This is a genomic window from Marilutibacter aestuarii (assembly GCF_006546775.1).
In the GTDB taxonomy this organism is placed as follows: domain Bacteria; phylum Pseudomonadota; class Gammaproteobacteria; order Xanthomonadales; family Xanthomonadaceae; genus Marilutibacter; species Marilutibacter aestuarii.
The window spans coordinates 1-17,045 of the sequence record NZ_VICE01000048.1; the positions used below are offsets into that span (position 1 = coordinate 1).

Consider the following 17,045-nt stretch of genomic DNA (forward strand, 5'->3'; position numbering starts at 1 on the left):
CCGCTGGTGGGTCGTGGAGCTGGCGGACGAGGCAACGGTGCGCACGGCCACGCCTGACTGGGACGCGGTCGCCGCGCTGGCCGCCGACACCGGCAGCATGGGCGTGTTCGCCTTCTCCCGCGCGGACGCCGGGCAGGACCACGACCTGGTCGTGCGCGCCTTCGTGGGCGCGGGCGCGCGCTTCGAGGACGCGGCCTCCGGCGCCGCCAATGCCACGCTCGCGGCCTGGCTCAGGCACAACGGCGCCGTCCCGGGTGAGGGCGGCCGCTACGTCGCCAGCCAGGGCCGCGAGGTGGGTTACGACGCGCGCCTGCACCTGCGCATCGACGAGGCCGGCGACATCTGGTCGGGCGGCCAGGCCTGCGACGTGCTCAGCGGCGAGTTGGACTGGCCGGGGACCTGAGTTCGGGGGCCCGGGGCCGGCCGGCCACTGCCGACCGGCGCCACCACGCCAGCACCGCTTCGGCGCAGGCCACCGCTTCCCGGCCGAGCAGCGGTCCGACGTGGCTCGCCCCGGGCAGCGCCATCCGGTCCGCGCCCCAGGCACGCGCGAGCCCATCGGTCACGCCTGGAGGCACGTCACGGTCCTGGCCCGATGCCACGCACAGCACCGGGCAATCGGGCGGAGGCAGGTCCAACCCCTCATGCGCCTGCCGCAACACCCGTCCGGACTCGTCGCGCCAGCGCCGGAAGGCGTAGAGCGCGCTGGCGGGATCGGCGTCGGGGATCGCGCGACGGGTCGAGTCCAGGCGCGCCAATCGTGCCCAAGGCACCCTGGCCGGCCAGTCCCTTGCCGGCAATTCCGCTGCCCAGGGAGCCGGTGGCAACGGATTGACCAGGACCAGGGCATCGGCCTCGCCCCGTGCGATCGCGGCGGCGAGCAAGCCGCCCAGACTGGCCCCGACCAGCAGCCGCGGCCGCGGCAGCACGCGCAAGGCCGCCTCGGCCTGGGCGCGGTAGTCCTCGATGCCCGTGGCCGCCAGGCCAGCGCCCGCCGGGACCAGGTCGGGCGCGGACACCGCCAGTCCGGCAGCCTCGAACACGCCCGACCAGATCGCCCACTCCCAGCCGCCTCCGCCGGCGCCGTGCAACAGCAGCGCATGGCCGGCTCGCGGAACGCGCACGCGCGCCGGGTTCAGGACGCCAGGGTCGCGTCGAGGCTGACCGGCACCGACAGCGCGCGCGAGATCACGCACCCGGCCTTGGCTGCCTCGGCGATCGACTGGAAGCGCGCGGCGTCGATGCCCGGGACGGCGGCTTCGACCACCAGCTTCACGCCGGTCACCGTCGGCCCCGGGTCCATGCCCGGATCCATCGATACCTCGGCGCGGGTCTGGATGCGCTCGGGCGTGAAGCCCTCCTTCCCCAGCACCGCCGACAAGGCCATGCTGAAACAGCCGGCATGGGCCGCGGCCAGCAGTTCCTCCGGGTTGGTGCCGCGACTCCCGGGCTCACCGGGCTCGCCGAAGCGGGTCTTGAAGGAGTAGGCCTGGTCGGCGAACAGGCCGCTCTGGGGGGTGCTCAAGGTGCCGGCGCCGGCCTGCAGGTCGCCCTGCCAGACCGCGTCGGCGTATCGCTTGAATGCCATGTCTCGTGTCTCCGTGGGATTCGAAGGGGAATTGCATCCGCTCGCGCCGGGGGCGGCGCCCGGCGGCCCGATGCCGCGGCATGGTGGCATGCGCGGCGAGGGCGGCACGTGAGGGGACAGGCGACTTCGCGACCGGGCCGGCGCCCCCTTGACCCGGGACCCGGTTGGCGCGAGCCTTGGGGCCCGGCTTCGGCCGGATCCCGCCATGACCGCCCGCCGAGCGCCCACCGCCCTCGGATGGCAGCGCTTCCGACGCGGACAGCCATGACGCCCGAACTGCGGTATTGCCGCAGGAGCCCGGCCGTCGATGGCCGGACTCCCACCTCGAACGGGAGACACGGCCCATGTCGTACAGCACGCAGGACATCCGCAACGTGGCCCTGGCAGGCCACCCCGCCGCCGGCAAGACCACCCTCTTCGAAGCCCTGCTGCACGCCGGCGGCACCCTCCAGACGGCAGGCAGCGTCGAACGCGGCAACACGGTCTCGGATTTCGACCCGATGGAGAAGGCGCGCGGCCACTCGCTGGACGCCGCGATCGCGTCGATCGACCACAAGGCGGCGTCCGGTCGGCGCGTCCACGTCAACCTGATCGATACCCCCGGCTACCCGGACTTCCGCGGCCCGGCGCTGGCGGCGCTGGCGGCGGTGGAGACCGTGCTGGTGGTCGTGGACGCCGACCACGGGGTCGAGTACGGGACCCGGCGGATGATGGAGTACGCGCGCGGGCGCAAGCTGTGCCGTGCGATCGTCGTCAACAAGATCGACCACGAGGGCGCCGACTGCGGGCGTGTGCTGGAAGAACTGCGCGAAGCCTTCGGCCCGGTGTGCCTGCCGCTCAACCTCCCCGCCGACGGCGGTCGCGCGGTGGTCGACTGCTTCGCCACGGCCAATGGCGACAGCGACCTGGGCCCGGTGGCCGACTGGCACCAGAAGATCATCGACCAGGTCGTGGAGGTCAACGAGACGGTGATGGAGCACTACCTGGATCTCGGCGAGGACGGCCTGTCCGGCGAGGAGCTGCATGACGCCTTCGAACAATGCCTGCGCGAAGGGCACCTGGTTCCGGTCCTGTTCTGCTCGGCGCGCAGCGGCGTCGGCGTGGCCGATCTGCTCGATGTCGCCGAGCGCCTGTTCCCGCACCCGGGCGAGGCCAACCCGCCGCCCTTCGCGAAGGGCACCGGGACCGACGCGGCGCCGCTCGAGGCCCGCCCCGACCCCGACGCGCACGTCATCGCCGACGTCTTCAGGATCGTCAACGACCCCTTCGTCGGCAAGCTCGCGGTGTTCCGCGTCTACCAGGGCACGGTCCGCCGCGACAGCCAGCTGTTCATCGACGATGGCAAGAAGCCGTTCAAGGTCGGCCACCTGTTCAAGCTCTCCGGCAAGGACCACGCCGAAGTCGACCAGGCCGTCCCCGGCGACATCGCGGCGGTCGCCAAGGTCGAGGAGCTGCACTTCGACGCGGTCCTGCACGACAGCCACGACGAGGACCACATCCACCTCGCGCCGCTGGATTTCCCGCGGCCCATGTTCGGCCTGGCCGTCGAGGCGACCCGCAAGGGCCAGGAGCAGAAGCTCGCTTCGGCCCTGCACAAGCTGGCCGAAGAGGACCCCTGCTTCGTCGTCGAGCACGAGAGCGAGACCAACGAGACCGTCGTCCGCGGCCTGTCCGACCTGCACCTGCGGGTCAACCTCGATCGGCTGCGCGAACGCCATGGGGTGGACGTGAAATCGCGCCCGCCGCGCATCGCGTATCGCGAGACCATCGGCGCCCGCGCCGAAGGCCACCACCGCCACAAGAAGCAGACCGGCGGTGCCGGCCAGTTCGGCGAGGTGTTCCTGCGGGTGGAGCCGCTGCCGCGGGGCGAGGGTTTCGAGTTCGTCGACCAGGTCAAGGGCGGCACGATTCCCGGCCAGTTCCTGCCGGCGGTAGAGAAGGGCGTGCGCCAGGTGCTCGACGGCGGCGCGCTGGCCGGCTATCCGATGCAGGACGTACGGGTGATCGTCTACGACGGCAAGCACCATCCGGTCGACAGCAAGGAGGTGGCCTTCGTCGCAGCGGGCCGCAAGGCCTTCCTCGACGCGGTCGGGAAGGCCCGGCCGCAGGTCCTGGAGCCGATCGTCGACCTGGAGGTCAACGCGCCGGAGCAGCACATGGGCGACATCAGCGGGGGCCTGGCCGCCAAGCGCGCGCGCATCCACGGCACCGACGCACTGCGCGGCGGCGAGATCGTGGTCAAGGCGCAGGTGCCGCTGTCGGAGCTGGAAGGCTACGCCGCCGAACTGAAGTCGGTCACCGCGGGGCGCGGCCGCTACTCGCTGGACTTCAGCCACTACGAGCCGGTGCCCCCGCAGGTGCAGCAGAAGCTGGTCGAGGCCTACAAGCCGCGGCACGACGACGAGTAGACTGCCCTCCCCTGCCGAGGTCGACCCTGGCCCTGCCAGCGCGCCTCCCCCCGACCCTTAACCCAGGAGCTGAACCATGGCCAAGGCACGCACGCTCGCCCAGGCCCGCCGCCTCGTCGACATCCCCAACATCGGGCCGGCGATGGCCGGCGACCTGCGCGCACTCGGGATCGACGCCCCTTCCGAGCTCCGGGGCAAGGACCCCACCGGGCTCTACCTGCAACTGTGCAGGCTGACCGGCCTGCGCCAGGATCCTTGCGTGCTGGACACCTTCATGGCCGCCGTCGCCTTCGCCGAGAACGACGATGCGCGACCGTGGTGGGCCTTCACAGACGCGCGCAAGCGCGATTGGCCCGCCGTGGAAGTCCAGCGCCGGACGCTCGTTTCCGACGACGCGCCCACGCGATGAGCCGCCCGCGGCTGCCAGCGGTCGCCGGACGCGCCGCATGAGGCCACCCGCCACCGGCGTGCCCGGGATCGTCCTCGACACCAACGCCTGGCTGGACCTGCTGGTGTTCGAGGACCCGCGCATCGCCGCGATCCGCGCCGCCCTCGCCGAAGACCGGCTGGTGGCGTTCACCGACGCCGGATGCCGCGAGGAATGGCGCCGGGTGCTCGACTACCCGCTGCTCGCGCTGGGCCCGCCCCGCCAGGCGAGTCTGATGCGCGCGTTCGATGCGCTCGCCCGGCCGCACCAGGGCGACGCCACGGGGGCCATCGACGCATCGCCGCTGCCGCGTTGCCGCGACCCCGACGACCAGAAGTTCCTCGAACTGACCCGGGCCTGCGGCGCGCGCTGGCTGGTCAGCCGGGACAAGGCCCTGCTGCGCCTCAACCGCAAGACCGTCCGCGACCACGACTTCGGCGTGCTCGTGCCGGAAGCCTGGCCCCCCGATGAGGACGCCTCGCCCGCTCAGAGTTCGAAGCGGTAGGACAGCTTGACCAGCAACTGCTCGTCGTCGTGCAGGCCGAAGCTGTCTTCCAGCAGCGGCCAGGTCCCGTCCGAGTAGGGCGCCTGCTCGTAGCCGCCGCGGCCGTAGACCACGTACAGGTAGGAGAGCGGGGCCAGTTCGTAGCGATAGCGGACCTGGAAGCCGAGGTTGCGCACGTTGAAGTCGTCGACGGGATCATTGCTGGCCACCGCCTCGCCACCGGGCTGCACGCGATAGGCCTGCCGCAGTTCCGCGTCCAGGCCGATCGCCTGCAGCTTCACCCGCAGTTCCTGGCGGCCGTCGATGGTCCAGTCCAGTCCTGCGCTGAACTGCAGGCGCTCCTGGTCGAAGGAGCCGATCAGGTTGTCCTGCTGCCAGACCAGCCAGTCGGGCCGGTGCTGGTAGAACATCCCCGCGTAGACGGCGAAGGCATCGCTGAAGAAATAGCGCGGCTCCAGGCTGAAGTCGTAGCCGACTTCGTCGTTCCCCGACAGCCCGCCGCTGAACATGTTGACGTCCAGCTCCCAGGCCCAGTTGCCCTTGCGTGGGCGGTCGTACTCGTAATACGCGTTGAAGTTCGCCGGCACGCGCAGGATGCCGTTGCCGCGCGTCAACAGGTCCTCGTAGCCCGACGAGTTGATGTTGACCTGCGCGTACTCGGCGCTGCCGTCGCGCAGTTGCCCTTGCCGGCTCAGGCGGAACTGCCGCTGCAGGCGGTCGCCGTGGTCGTTGTCGGTGCCGCTGATGCGCCCGCGCCACTCCTTCGAGGCGTATCGCGACGCCTCCGGCAGGCCGGTGAAGCGGCGTCGCAGCTCCCAGTGGGCGTAATTGAGGCTGTTGCGCGACAGGTAACCGAAATCGTTGATCTGCAGGTCGTTGCCGAAGTGCATCGCCAGCCATTGCTGGCGCCAGCCGCCGTCCATCTCGTAGTTGGCGAACACCGTCGCGCCGTTGTCGCGGCGGGTGTCGCCCGACTGATCGATCTGGCTGCCGATCAGCCGCGTCTGCACGATCAGGCGCTCGCCCGGGCGCCAGTCGTGGTCGACACCGAGCACGGTGGCCTCGCGGTCGAGCCAGGGACGCTCGACCCGGGTCAGCATCGCGCCCAGGTTCTGGGTGTCGAAGTCGCGCACCACGCGCAGGGCGCCGAAGCTGCGGCCGGCCTCGTCGGCCTCGTCGGCGAGGAACAGCCCGTACTTGGTCGCGCCGAGGCTGCCATTGAGCTTCACCGCGGCGTCGATGTCGCCGGCCCCGTCGCCGTCGTCGGCCGGGCCGCCGACGCGGCGGGTGTAGAGCAGCTGGCTGTAGTCGGACGGCGTGGTGAACTCGAAGATGCCCTGGTTCTCGGTGAAGAACGGGCGCTTGTCGCTGATGAAGGTTTCGGTGGCGCCGAAGTTGATCACCAAGTCGTCGCTCTCGACCTGGCCGAAATCGGGATTGACCGTCGCCGTCAGCTGGAACTGGCCGTTGGGCTTCCAGAACAGGTCGAAGCCGGCTTCGAAGTCGCTTTCGCCACCGATGTTGTCGTACAGGCCGGAGGCGTAGGGCGTCACCGCGAGCAGCGACTGGCTGTACTGCGGCAGCTCCAGCGGCGCGAACTCCGACAGGTAGCGCGGGCGCTCGAAACTCGCGCCCGGCCAGGCCATGCGTTCGCCGGTGGAACCGACCACGCGATCGAGCTGCAGTTTGAGCGTCCGCATGCCGTCCTCGCCGGCGCGCATCGGCGCGATGTACCACGGGATCAGCATCTCCACCGACCACGCGTCCGCCTCCTCGGAGACGGCATGGCGCCAGTTGCCGTCCCAGTCGTCGTTGAACTGGTTCTCGTTGGTGATCACCGCGTCGGTGATGCCGCCGGTGGAGGCCACCGTGAAGTTGTAGCCGGTGCGGCCGTCGCCATCGAAGTCGACCATCAGGTTGACCCGGTCCACCTGGGCGCTGAAGTCGCGCTGCACGCGCTGGCGGGTCCAGGTGACCGATTGCGGCTGCGTGTTGCGGAAGCCGACCGCCAGGCCCTCGGGGGTCGCCAGTACCCAGGCCTCGGTCGGCAGCGACCCCGGCGCCAGGCTCAATGGCTGCACCTTGCGGAAGTCCGTCACCCGCGTGGCACCGGCCCATTCGTCGGGATCGATGCGGCCGTCCACTTCGATGGCATGCGCCTGCAGGACGGGCAACAGGAAGATCAAGGGCAGGACGAGGGTCTGGAGGGGGCGCATGGGATCAACGGTCGGGGAATGCCGCGCAGACTACCGGTGTCGTGCCCCGGGCGCCGACTGGCACAAGTCATGGCAACCCTTCCGGCGCTGCCTGCATCGAAGTCCAATGGCCGGGGATGCGGGCCGCGATCCGGCCGCCCCGCGGGATGCTCAATCGGCGTCCATCGCGGTGGCGTCGTGGCTGGCGAAGGCATCTTCGCCGGTCGGCAGTCGCAGCCATTCGGGGTGGGCGAGCGCCCGGTTGACGTCGACCAGGCCGGACGTCCAGTGCTCGCGCAGGGCCACGCGGCCGAACTGGTAGTCCTTGAAGTGGCCGATCCGCGCCCGCTCCCGGTAGATCAGCTGGATCACCGAGATGCGATTGCCGCAGGCGAGGTCCGCGGCGTGCCGCGCCCAGGGATTGGACTCGCGCGCCTCGGCCGGGATGGCTTCGAGCAGTTCGCGCAGCAGGCGCCGGTAGTGCTGGTCGACGCGCTGCACCGTGGTCACCATCCGCGTCCGGCTGGAATACTGGATCTCCTTCTGCCGTTCCGCCACGTCCAGCAGGTTCTGCGGCAACTCGCCCCGTGCGCTCCACAGGTCGACCTGGAAGACCAGGGTATCCGCCCGGCGCGGATCGGACAGGACGTAGGAAAGCGGCGTGTTCGAGACCAGCCCCCCGTCCCAGTAGAAGGCGCCGTCGATCTCGACGGCGGGGAAGGCCGGCGGCAGTGCGCCCGACGCCAGGATGTGGCGGGCGTCCAGGCGCATGCGCGTGTTGTCGAAGTACTCCAGGTTGCCGGTGGCGACGTTCACCGCCCCCACCGACACGCGGATGCCGCCGTCGTTGAGGCGGTCGAAGTCCACCATCCGCTCCAGCGTCTCGATCATCGGCCGGGTGTCGTACCAGCTCGCCGACTGGGGGCCGGCGGCGTCGAACGGGGATTGCCCGGTCAGCCCGGCGTCCCAACCGCGCGGATGGAAGAAGCCACGCTGGCCCTCCGCCAGCGCACGCCAGGCCTCCCAGGTATCGAGCCAGGCGCGCGCATGCTCGCCCAGGCCCTCCAGGCGCGCCTCCTGGCCCAGCGTGGTCGCCGGCAACAGGTAGGGCTGGGAGATGGTCTCCCAGAACGTGCGCAGCGCCTCGACCCGTCGCTCCGGCGCGCTGCCCGCGATGATCGCGGTGTTGAACGCGCCGATGGAAATGCCCGCCAGCCAGCCCGGAGCCACGCCGGCTTCGTGCAGGCCCTGGTATACCCCGGCCTGGTAGGCCCCCAGCGCTCCGCCGCCCTGCAGGACCAGGGCGATGTTCTCGGGGAACGGGGCGGCGGCGGACATGGCGGCAGCCGTCGCTACTGCATGTGCCAGCCGTGGCTGACGATGATGCTTTGCCCGGTCAGCGCGGCGCTGGGGAATTCGCACAGGAAGCGCACCGTCTGCGCGACGTCCTCGACGGTGGTGAAGATGCCGTCCACCGTCTGCCCCAGCATGACGTTGCGGATGACCTCCTCTTCGCTGATGCCCAGTTCGCGCGACTGTTCGGGGATCTGCTTGTCGACCAGGGGCGTGCGTACGAAGCCCGGGCAGACCACGTGGCTGCGGACGCCCCGCTCGCCGCCTTCCTTGGCCAGGGTGCGCGAGAGGCCGAGCAGGCCGTGCTTGGCGGTCACGTAGGCCGACTTCAGCTTGGAGGCCTGGTGCGAATGCACCGAGCCCATGTACACCACCGTGCCGCCGCGCGCCTTGCCATCCGCCCCCTCGGCGTACATGTGCGGCAGCACCGCACGCGTGGTCAGGAAGGCACCGTCGAGGTGGATGGCGAGCATCTTGCGCCAGTCGTCGAAACGGTAGGCCTCGATCGGGTTGACGATCTGGATGCCCGCGTTGGAGACCAGGATGTCGATCGGGCCCAGGGTTTCCACCGCGCGCGCGATGCCCGCCTCGACCGCGGCTTCGTCGGTGACGTCCATCGCGACCGCCATGGCGCGGCGGCCTTCGCCCACGATCGCATCGGCAACGGCCCGGGCGCCCTCGAGGTTGAGGTCGGCGATCACCACCGCCGCGCCAGCGCGCGACAGCTCATGGGCGATCTCCTTGCCGATGCCGCTGGCGGCGCCGGTCACGACCGCCACCTTGCCTTCAATCGAACTCATGTCGGGCTCCTGTCGGGGGGGAGCGCCCAGTATGCCGATCCCGCGTGACGGCGCCATCGCACTTTAGGGAATGGGGAATGGGGAATGGGGAATGGCGCCTGCGACCCGCTCCATGCCTTGCCCATTCCCCTTTCCCTATTCCCGATTCACTTCTTTTTCTTCTTTTTCTTCTTCTTCGGCTGCAGCATCGTGCCCGTGCACTTCTTCGCGCCGCAGCGGCAGGCCCAGATCTCCTTGAGCTCGCGGGTGTGCTTCTCGGCCAGGGTGATGCCGTAGTTGTAGGACAGTTCCTCGCCCGGCTCGATGTCGCGGATGGCCTCGATGAACACCTGGTCGCGTCGGCGGTCGTCGCCCTCGTGCTCGGTCAGGATCGCCTCGCAATTGGGCTTGCAGCTGTGGTTGATCCAGCGCGCGACGTTGCCCGACTCGTTGGCGTCGATGACGTATTCGTCGTTGAGGGTGAAGAGGAAGGTGTGGCCGGAGTCGACGTCGCCGGTGTCGCCGGCATCGACTTCCTCGTGGGTGCGCCGCTTGCCCTTGTACTCGACGACGCGCTCGCCCTTCTTGATGGGGGCCTTGGCGAAAACGCCATTGCCATGGATTTGGGAACGGCGGGCGACGATCTTGCTCGGCATGGGGGTGTCCAGGTTGGCTTGCCTGCATTCTGACCCGGAACACCCGTCGACGGCCAACCCCATGGCCGTCGCGGGCACCGGCCGGCGTTGTGGAATCCAGGCCCACTCCCGGATCGCCGACATGCGCCACCGCTCCAACCCGATCGCCCTCTCCCTGCCCTGCCTTTTCATCGCGCTCGCCGCCTGCCAGCCGACCCCACCCGACGCAACCGCCGACGCCGCTCCCCCCGGCGCGAACGCCCCGGCGACGGCCGCCACCTCGCATGGCGACGAGGCCCTGCTCGCGCGCGGCGAATACCTCGTGCGCATGTCCGGCTGCAACGATTGCCACACCGCGGGCTACGCCGAGCGGCAGGGGGAGGTCGACCCGGCCGAGTGGCTGACCGGCTCGCCGCTGGGCTACAACGGCCCGTGGGGCACCACTTATGCCAGCAACCTGCGCATGCGCGTGGACGGGATGGACGAGGCCGCCTGGCTCGCCTACACCGCCAACCTGCGCACGCGCCCGATCATGCCGGACTTCCTCCTGCGGACCATGGCCGAGGACGACCGCCGCGCCATCTACCGCTTCGTGAAGTCGCTGGGCCCCGCCGGCGGCCCCGCCCCGGCCTACCTGCCGCCCGGGCAACAGCCCCCGCCGCCCTACATGCAACTGGTCCTGCCTGTGGCGCCCCAGGACGGCCCGGCCGTCGCGTCCAGTCCCGGCGGGCGCTGAACGTCGCGGAGGCGGCGTCCAGCGCCCGCCTCCCTGGCTGAACCAACGCGTTCGCATACTTGGCGCGGGCGGCCTGAATCCGTACAATTCCGGTACTGATTCACGAGCGCCCCCACGATGCTCCGCGTCACCAAACTCACCGATTACGCGACGGTCGTCCTGACCGTCCTCGCGGCGTGCCCCGACGACGTGCTCAGCGCCTCCGAGCTCGCCGACCGCGCGGGCCTGGAAACGCCCACGGTGTCCAAGGTCCTCAAGCCGCTGGCGCAGGCCGGCCTGGTCGAAGGCTTCCGCGGCGCCAATGGCGGCTACCGCCTGGCGCGACCGGCCGACGGCATCGGCCTGATCGAAGTGGTCGAGGCCATGGAAGGACCGCTCGGCATGACCGAGTGCAGCGTGCACGGCAGCCATTGCAGCATCGAGGCCCAGTGCGGCGTGCGCGCCAACTGGCGCCACATCAACGACGTGGTCGTCGCCGCGCTGCGCAGCGTGACCCTGGCGCAGATGCTGGCCCCGCCCACGGCGGCCGGACCGGCCTCGCCCCCACCCGACCCGAGGCGCATCGACGTGCGCCTCGCCAACGCTTGAGACAGTAGGCAGCCCCATGGCCACCGAGATCACCGACGCCCCCGTCCTCCCGGACACCAACCGCGACATCCATGCGCAGCTGGGCCGCAAGTACGACGCGGGCTTCATCACCGACATCGAATCCGACAGCCTCCCCCCGGGCCTGGACGAGGACATCATCCGCGCGCTTTCGGCCAAGAAGGACGAGCCCGAGTGGATGACCGAATGGCGCCTGGAGGCCTACCGCCACTGGCTGACGATGCCGGTGCCGCAATGGGCCAAGCTGAAGATCGCCGCGATCGACTTCCAGGCGCTGAGCTACTACTCCGCGCCCAAGGGCCCCAAGTACGCCTCGCTGGACGAAGTGCCGCAGGAGCTGCTCGACACCTACGAGAAGCTTGGCGTGCCGCTGCACGAACGCGCGCGCCTGGCCGGCGTGGCGGTCGACGCCGTGTTCGACTCGGTGTCGGTCGGCACCACCTTCCGCAAGGAGCTGGCCGAGAAGGGCGTGATCTTCTGCTCCATGTCCGAGGCCATCAAGGAACACCCCGACCTGGTGCGCCAGTACCTGGGCAGCGTCGTGCCCACCGGCGACAACTTCTTCGCCGCGCTGAATTCGGCGGTGTTCTCCGACGGCAGCTTCGTCTTCATCCCCAGGGGGGTGCGTTGCCCGATGGAGCTGAGCACCTACTTCCGCATCAACGCAGGCCACACCGGCCAGTTCGAGCGCACCCTGATCATCTGCGAGGACCAGGCCTACGTGTCCTACCTGGAGGGCTGCACCGCGCCGATGCGCGACGAGAACCAGCTGCACGCCGCGGTGGTCGAGCTGGTCGCGCTCGAGGATGCCGAGATCAAGTACTCCACCGTGCAGAACTGGTATCCCGGCGACGAGAACGGCAAGGGCGGCATCTACAACTTCGTGACCAAGCGCGCCGAATGCCGGGGCGCACGCAGCAAGGTCAGCTGGACCCAGGTCGAGACCGGGTCGGCGATCACCTGGAAGTACCCCTCCTGCGTGCTGCTGGGCGACGATTCGGTCGGCGAGTTCTACTCCGTCGCGCTCACCCACCATCGCCAGCAGGCCGACACCGGCACCAAGATGATCCACGTCGGCGCGCGCACCAAGAGCAAGATCATCAGCAAGGGCATCAGCGCCGGCCACGGGCAGAACACCTACCGCGGTCTGGTCAGGGTCGACCGCGGCGCCGCCGGCGCGCGCAACCACACCCAGTGCGACAGCCTGCTGATCGGCAAGAAGAGCGGCGCGCACACCTTCCCCTACATCGAGGTCAAGCACCCCGACGCGACCGTCGAGCACGAGGCCACCACGTCCAAGATCAGCGATGACCAGCTGTTCTACTGCCGCAGCCGCGGCATCGGCGAGGAGGACGCGGTCTCGATGATCGTCGACGGCTTCTGCAAGAGCGTGTTCCGCGAGCTGCCGATGGAATTCGCGGTGGAGGCCAAGAAGCTGCTCGAAGTATCGCTGGAAGGTGCCGTGGGATGAGGTGCGTCGCGCTCGTGCTGATGCTCCTCTGGGTCGCGCCGGCCCTCGCGGGTCGGGCGGAATGGGCCTCCGAGTGCGACCCGCAGGGCAACCAGATGCAGATCATGGCGTGCGCGTACGTCGAACAGATCGACGCGGACGACGAGCTCGATGCCGTCTACGGGGCGATACTTGACCACCTGGCGTCCGACCCGCTTGCCATCGGGAAGTTCAAGCACGCGCAACGTATCTGGATACGACTGCGCGATGCCGACGTCGACGCACGATTCCCGCTGGCCGAAGGCGAGGCCCACACCCGATACGGATCCAGCTATTTCACCCGTACAGCCCTTCTCCGCGCCAGGTTCACCCGCGAACGTACCCGCTACCTGCGGGAAGCGTGGCTGGACGCGCCCCACTGACGCCACCCGGACACTTTGGAACACCTCCACATGCTCAAGATCGAAAATCTCCACGCCTCGATTGGCGGACGCGAAATCCTCAAGGGCCTGACGCTCGAACTGAAGCCGGGCCAGGTACACGCCATCATGGGGCCGAACGGCGCCGGCAAGTCGACGCTGGGCAACATTATCGCCGGCCGGGAAGGCTACGAGATCACCGCGGGCACGGTCGATTTCAATGGCCAGGACCTGCTCGCGCTGGAGCCCGAGGAACGCGCCGCCAGCGGCGTCTTCCTGGCGTTCCAGTATCCGGTGGAGATCCCGGGCGTGAACAACACCTACTTCCTGCGCACCGCGCTGAACGCCCAGCGCAAGGCGCGCGGCGAGGAGGAACTGGATTCGATGCAGTTCCTCAAGCGCGTGCGTGAGAAGCTGGCCGTCCTCCACCTGAAGGACGAACTGCTCCATCGTGGCGTCAACGAGGGCTTCTCGGGCGGCGAGAAGAAGCGCAACGAGATCTTCCAGCTGGCCCTGCTCGAACCGAAGCTCGCGATCCTCGACGAGACCGATTCGGGCCTGGACATCGATGCTTTGAAGACCGTCGCCGAGGGCGTCAATGCGCTGCGTTCGCCGGAACGCGCCTTCCTCGTGATCACCCACTACCAGCGCCTGCTCGACTACATCAAGCCCGATGTCGTACACGTGCTGGCCGATGGCCGCATCGTCGAGACCGGCGGCCCGGAACTGGCGCTGGAACTCGAGCAGCACGGCTATGCATGGATCAAGGACAGGATCGCCCCGGAGGCGTCGGCCTGACATGGGAGCGCTCCTCGATTCCTTCCGCGACAGCTTCGAAGCGCTTGCCAACCGCGAGGCCGCGGGGCTGGGCGAGAGCCGACGCGCCGCGCTCGACGCCGCCCTCGGGGCAGGCATGCCGCATGCGCGCGTCGAGGCCTGGAAGTACACGCCATTGCGCGCACTGGAGCGTCGCGCCTTCCGCGCGCCCGACGCCCGCGCGCATGCCTTCGACGCGACCGCGATCGAACGGGTGCCCGCGCCGCGCATGGTCTTCGTCAATGGCGTCTTCGATGCCCGGCACAGCGACCTCGATGGATTGCCGCAGGGCGCGTCGCTGGTCCCGCTCTCACGCGTGCTGGCCGGGGACGATCCGCGCGACGCGAACTTCCTGGCACGCCGCTTCGATCGCGACGACGAAATCTTCGCCCGGTTCAACGCCGCGCTCGCCGTCGAGGGTGGCGTGCTGCGGGTCGAGGCCGGCACCACGGTCGAGGCGCCCGTGCACCTGGTGTTCATCGGCACGGCCGAGGACGGCGACCGGGCCTGCCACCTCCGCCATCTCGTCGAGCTCCGTGAGGGCGCGCGGCTGATCGTGGTCGAGCACCACCTGGGCGACGTGGCGCACCGGCACCTGTCCAACCACCTCTTGCACGCGCACCTGGGCGCGGACGCCTCGCTCGTGCATGCCCGCGTGCAGGACGAGGACGAGGGCGCGACCGTCATGGCCCGTACCGATGCGGTCCTCGCGCGCGGCGCCCAATACCGGCGCCTCGACCTGGAACTGGGCGCGTCGCTCTCGCGCCACGAACTCAACATCGCGCTGCAGGGCGAGGGCGCCAGCGCCCATGCCAATGGCGTGCTGCTGGCCAGCGGCCGGCGCCACCTGGACACGCGCCTGGGCATCGACCACGCCGGTCGCGACAGCCGCTGCGAACTGATCTGGCGCGGCCTGGGCGCGGGACGCTCCCGCGCGGCCTTCCACGGCGGCATCCTGATCCGCGAGGGCGCCGATGGTACCGAGGCGACGCTGTCGAACAAGAACCTGCTGCTGACCGAGGGCGCGGAGATCGACAGCCAACCGGTGCTGGAGATCCACGCCGACGAAGTGCAGGCGGCGCACGGCGCGACCGTCGGCCAGCTGGACCCGACCGCGTTGTTCTACCTGCGCAGCCGTGGCATCCCCGCGGAGCAGGCGCGATCCCTGCTGACCGCCGCGTTCTGCCGCGAGACCGTCGCGGTGATCGAGGAGGCGTCCCTGCGTGACGTGCTGGCGGATCGCCTCGATGCGGCACTGGCACGCTTGGAGGGCGCCGGGTCATGAGCGCCTCGACCGTCCCCGGCACCCCCGCCGTCGACTGGGCCGCGGTGCGCCGCGACTTCCCGGTGCTGGAACGCGAGGTCCACGGCAAGCCGCTGGTCTACTTCGACTCCGCCAACACCGGGCAGAAGCCTTCGGCGGTCATCGAGGCCACCGACGACTTCTACCGTCGCCACAACGCCAACGTCAGCCGCGCCGTGCATGCCCTGGGCACCGAGGCGACGGAGGCCTACGAGGGCGCGCGCGGCAAGCTGGCGAAGTTCCTCAACGTGCGCGCGGACGAACTGGTGCTGTGCAGCGGCACCACGTTCGCCATCAACCTCGTCGCGTATTCCTGGGCGCTGCCCCGCTTGAAGCCCGGCGACGTGATCGTGCTCACCCGGATGGAGCACCATGCCAACATCGTGCCCTGGCAGCTGGTCGCCGGGCGCACCGGCGCGACGATCAGGGTCGCCGAACTCGATGCACGCGGCGACCTCGACCTGGACGGCCTGTACCGCCTGCTGACGCCCGAAGTGAAGCTGCTCGCGCTGACCCACGTGTCCAACGTGCTGGGCACGGTGAACCCGGTCCGCGAGATCTGCCGGGAAGCGCGCCGGCGCGGCATCGCGACCCTGGTCGACGGCTCGCAGGCCGCGCCGCACCGGCCCCTGGACATCGCCGCGATCGGTTGCGATTTCTATGCCATCACCGGGCACAAGATGAGCGGCCCCACCGGCACCGGCGCCCTATGGGCACGTCGCGAGCACCTCGAGGCGATGCCGCCCTTCCTCGGTGGCGGCGAGATGATCAAGGAGGTGCGCTTCGAAGGCACCGTCTTCAACGACGCCCCGCACAAGTTCGAGGCCGGCACGCCCAACATCGCCGGCTTCGTCGGCCTCGGTGCCGCGATCGACTACCTGTCGGCGCTGGGCATGGCGAACATCGAGGCGCGCGAGCAGGCCCTGCTCGCCCATGCCACCGAAGCGCTCTCGGGGGTCGAAGGCCTGCGCATCTTCGGTGCGCCGGCCGAGAAGGCCGCGGTGATCAGCTTCCTGGTCGAGGGCGCGCACGCGCACGACCTGGCCACCCTGCTCGACCTCGAGGGCATGGCGATCCGCTCCGGCCACCACTGCGCGCATCCGCTGATGCAGCATTTCGGGGTCGCCGCCACCTGCCGCGCGTCGCTGGCCTTCTACAACACCCACGACGAGGTGGATGCCTTCGTCGCCGCCATCGAAAAAGTCCGCAAGCTGCTCGCATGAACGCATCGCTCGCCCCGCGATTCCGCTTCGCCACCGAGGCGGACATCCCCGCACTCGTCGCCCTCGTCACCTCCTGCTACCGCGGCACCGCCAGCCGCGCCGGCTGGACGACCGAGGCCGACCTGCTGGAAGGCCAGCGCATCGACCCCCTGGTCCTGCACGCCGACATCCAGCGCGAGCGCAGCCACGTCCTCGTGGCCGAGGTGGACGGTACGATGGAAGCCTGCGCACATGTCGCCGACGTCGATGGCGCCGGCTACTTCGGCATGTTCTCCGTTGCTCCCACCCGACAGGGCGGCGGCCTGGGCAGCGTGGTGCTGGCCGAGGCCGAGCGCGTCGCGCGCGAGACCCTGGGGCTGCCGGCGATGCGCATGACCGTCATCGACGTGCGCGAGGAGCTGATCGCGTGGTACGAACGCCGCGGGTACCGCCGCACCGGGGTCAAGAAGCCCTTCCCCTACGGCGACGAGCGCTTCGGCATCCCGCTGCGCGCCGACCTGCGCTTCGAGGTCCTCGAGAAGGCGTTCTGAGCACCCGTTCCGACCCTGCCCCCCTCGCGGGGGTGACAAGCGCCCGGCACACCGCCATCCTGCCCGCACCCA

18 protein-coding genes are annotated in these 17,045 nt (G+C 69.9%); 12 read left to right on the forward strand and 6 right to left on the reverse strand.

All coding sequences use genetic code 11. The annotated features are described in order from the left end of the window. The coding region (locus tag FKV25_RS04765; protein WP_141517658.1) for a PhzF family phenazine biosynthesis protein at positions 1-403 on the forward strand (403 nt) is incomplete at its 5' end. Here the strand turns inward: FKV25_RS04765 and FKV25_RS04770 are convergent. Both FKV25_RS04770 and FKV25_RS04775 read right to left on the reverse strand, forming a co-directional pair. Continuing rightward, positions 372-1,124 (reverse strand): alpha/beta hydrolase, encoded by a 753-nt coding sequence (locus FKV25_RS04770; RefSeq protein WP_170218538.1) that lies wholly within the window; start codon positions 1,122-1,124, stop codon positions 372-374. The two genes, FKV25_RS04765 and FKV25_RS04770, sit on opposite strands and share 32 nt — an antisense overlap. Positions 1,125-1,135: 11 nt before the next feature. Further along, positions 1,136-1,588 (reverse strand): OsmC family protein, encoded by a 453-nt coding sequence (locus FKV25_RS04775; protein ID WP_141517660.1) that lies wholly within the window; start codon positions 1,586-1,588, stop codon positions 1,136-1,138. A gap of 344 nt (positions 1,589-1,932) precedes the next feature. Between FKV25_RS04775 and fusA the strand changes: the two genes are divergently transcribed. The 3 genes from fusA (at position 1,933) to FKV25_RS04790 (ending at position 4,928) form a co-directional block, all read left to right on the forward strand. After that, positions 1,933-3,996 carry an elongation factor G gene (fusA, locus tag FKV25_RS04780; protein WP_141517661.1) on the forward strand — a complete coding sequence of 688 codons (2,064 nt, stop codon included), beginning with the start codon at positions 1,933-1,935 and terminating at the stop codon, positions 3,994-3,996. Between the two features lie 76 nt (positions 3,997-4,072). Then, a complete protein-coding gene (locus tag FKV25_RS04785; protein WP_141517662.1) occupies positions 4,073-4,405 on the forward strand; it encodes a helix-hairpin-helix domain-containing protein in 333 nt (110 codons plus the stop codon). Positions 4,406-4,442: 37 nt separating this feature from the next. Further along, a complete protein-coding gene (locus FKV25_RS04790; protein WP_170218540.1) occupies positions 4,443-4,928 on the forward strand; it encodes a PIN domain-containing protein in 486 nt (161 codons plus the stop codon). On the opposite strand, the gene FKV25_RS04795 is transcribed toward FKV25_RS04790, so the two are convergent. The 4 genes from FKV25_RS04795 to FKV25_RS04810 all read right to left on the reverse strand — a co-directional run bounded on the left by FKV25_RS04795 (position 4,910) and on the right by FKV25_RS04810 (position 9,911). Beyond that, complete coding sequence (locus FKV25_RS04795; RefSeq protein ID WP_141517663.1) at positions 4,910-7,144, reverse strand: DUF5916 domain-containing protein; 2,235 nt, start codon at positions 7,142-7,144, stop codon at positions 4,910-4,912. The genes FKV25_RS04790 and FKV25_RS04795 overlap by 19 nt on opposite strands. A gap of 150 nt (positions 7,145-7,294) precedes the next feature. Continuing rightward, the gene (locus FKV25_RS04800) at positions 7,295-8,461 is read right to left on the reverse strand and encodes a DUF3734 domain-containing protein (protein ID WP_141517664.1); all 1,167 of its coding nucleotides are present in this window, start codon (positions 8,459-8,461) and stop codon (positions 7,295-7,297) included. 14 nt (positions 8,462-8,475) lie between these two features. Beyond that, complete coding sequence (locus FKV25_RS04805) at positions 8,476-9,276, reverse strand: 3-hydroxybutyrate dehydrogenase (RefSeq protein ID WP_141517665.1); 801 nt, start codon at positions 9,274-9,276, stop codon at positions 8,476-8,478. 146 nt (positions 9,277-9,422) lie between these two features. Further along, positions 9,423-9,911, reverse strand: a complete 489-nt coding sequence (locus tag FKV25_RS04810; protein ID WP_141517666.1) for an SET domain-containing protein — start codon at positions 9,909-9,911, stop codon at positions 9,423-9,425. 121 nt (positions 9,912-10,032) lie between these two features. Between FKV25_RS04810 and FKV25_RS04815 the strand changes: the two genes are divergently transcribed. The 8 genes from FKV25_RS04815 (at position 10,033) to FKV25_RS04850 (ending at position 16,973) form a co-directional block, all read left to right on the forward strand. Beyond that, on the forward strand, positions 10,033-10,626 hold the full coding sequence (locus FKV25_RS04815; protein ID WP_211345373.1) for a hypothetical protein: 594 nt from the start codon (positions 10,033-10,035) through the stop codon (positions 10,624-10,626). Between the two features lie 117 nt (positions 10,627-10,743). Then, complete coding sequence (locus FKV25_RS04820; RefSeq protein WP_141517667.1) at positions 10,744-11,214, forward strand: SUF system Fe-S cluster assembly regulator; 471 nt, start codon at positions 10,744-10,746, stop codon at positions 11,212-11,214. Between the two features lie 16 nt (positions 11,215-11,230). Then, entirely contained in the window at positions 11,231-12,703 is a 1,473-nt protein-coding gene (gene sufB, locus FKV25_RS04825; protein WP_141517668.1) for a Fe-S cluster assembly protein SufB, read from the forward strand. After that, a complete protein-coding gene (locus FKV25_RS04830) occupies positions 12,700-13,104 on the forward strand; it encodes a lysozyme inhibitor LprI family protein (RefSeq protein WP_141517669.1) in 405 nt (134 codons plus the stop codon). Before sufB ends, FKV25_RS04830 begins: the two co-directional genes overlap by 4 nt. A 30-nt stretch (positions 13,105-13,134) precedes the next feature. Beyond that, on the forward strand, positions 13,135-13,899 hold the full coding sequence (gene sufC, locus FKV25_RS04835; RefSeq protein WP_141517670.1) for a Fe-S cluster assembly ATPase SufC: 765 nt from the start codon (positions 13,135-13,137) through the stop codon (positions 13,897-13,899). A 1-nt stretch (position 13,900) separates the two neighbouring features. Further along, positions 13,901-15,202, forward strand: coding sequence for a Fe-S cluster assembly protein SufD (gene sufD, locus FKV25_RS04840; protein WP_141517671.1), 1,302 nt, complete (start codon positions 13,901-13,903; stop codon positions 15,200-15,202). Then, on the forward strand, positions 15,199-16,443 hold the full coding sequence (locus tag FKV25_RS04845) for a cysteine desulfurase (RefSeq protein ID WP_141517672.1): 1,245 nt from the start codon (positions 15,199-15,201) through the stop codon (positions 16,441-16,443). Before sufD ends, FKV25_RS04845 begins: the two co-directional genes overlap by 4 nt. Further along, positions 16,440-16,973, forward strand: coding sequence for a GNAT family N-acetyltransferase (locus FKV25_RS04850; protein WP_141517673.1), 534 nt, complete (start codon positions 16,440-16,442; stop codon positions 16,971-16,973). The genes FKV25_RS04845 and FKV25_RS04850 overlap by 4 nt, the downstream gene beginning before the upstream one ends. Positions 16,974-17,045 lie beyond the last annotated feature (72 nt).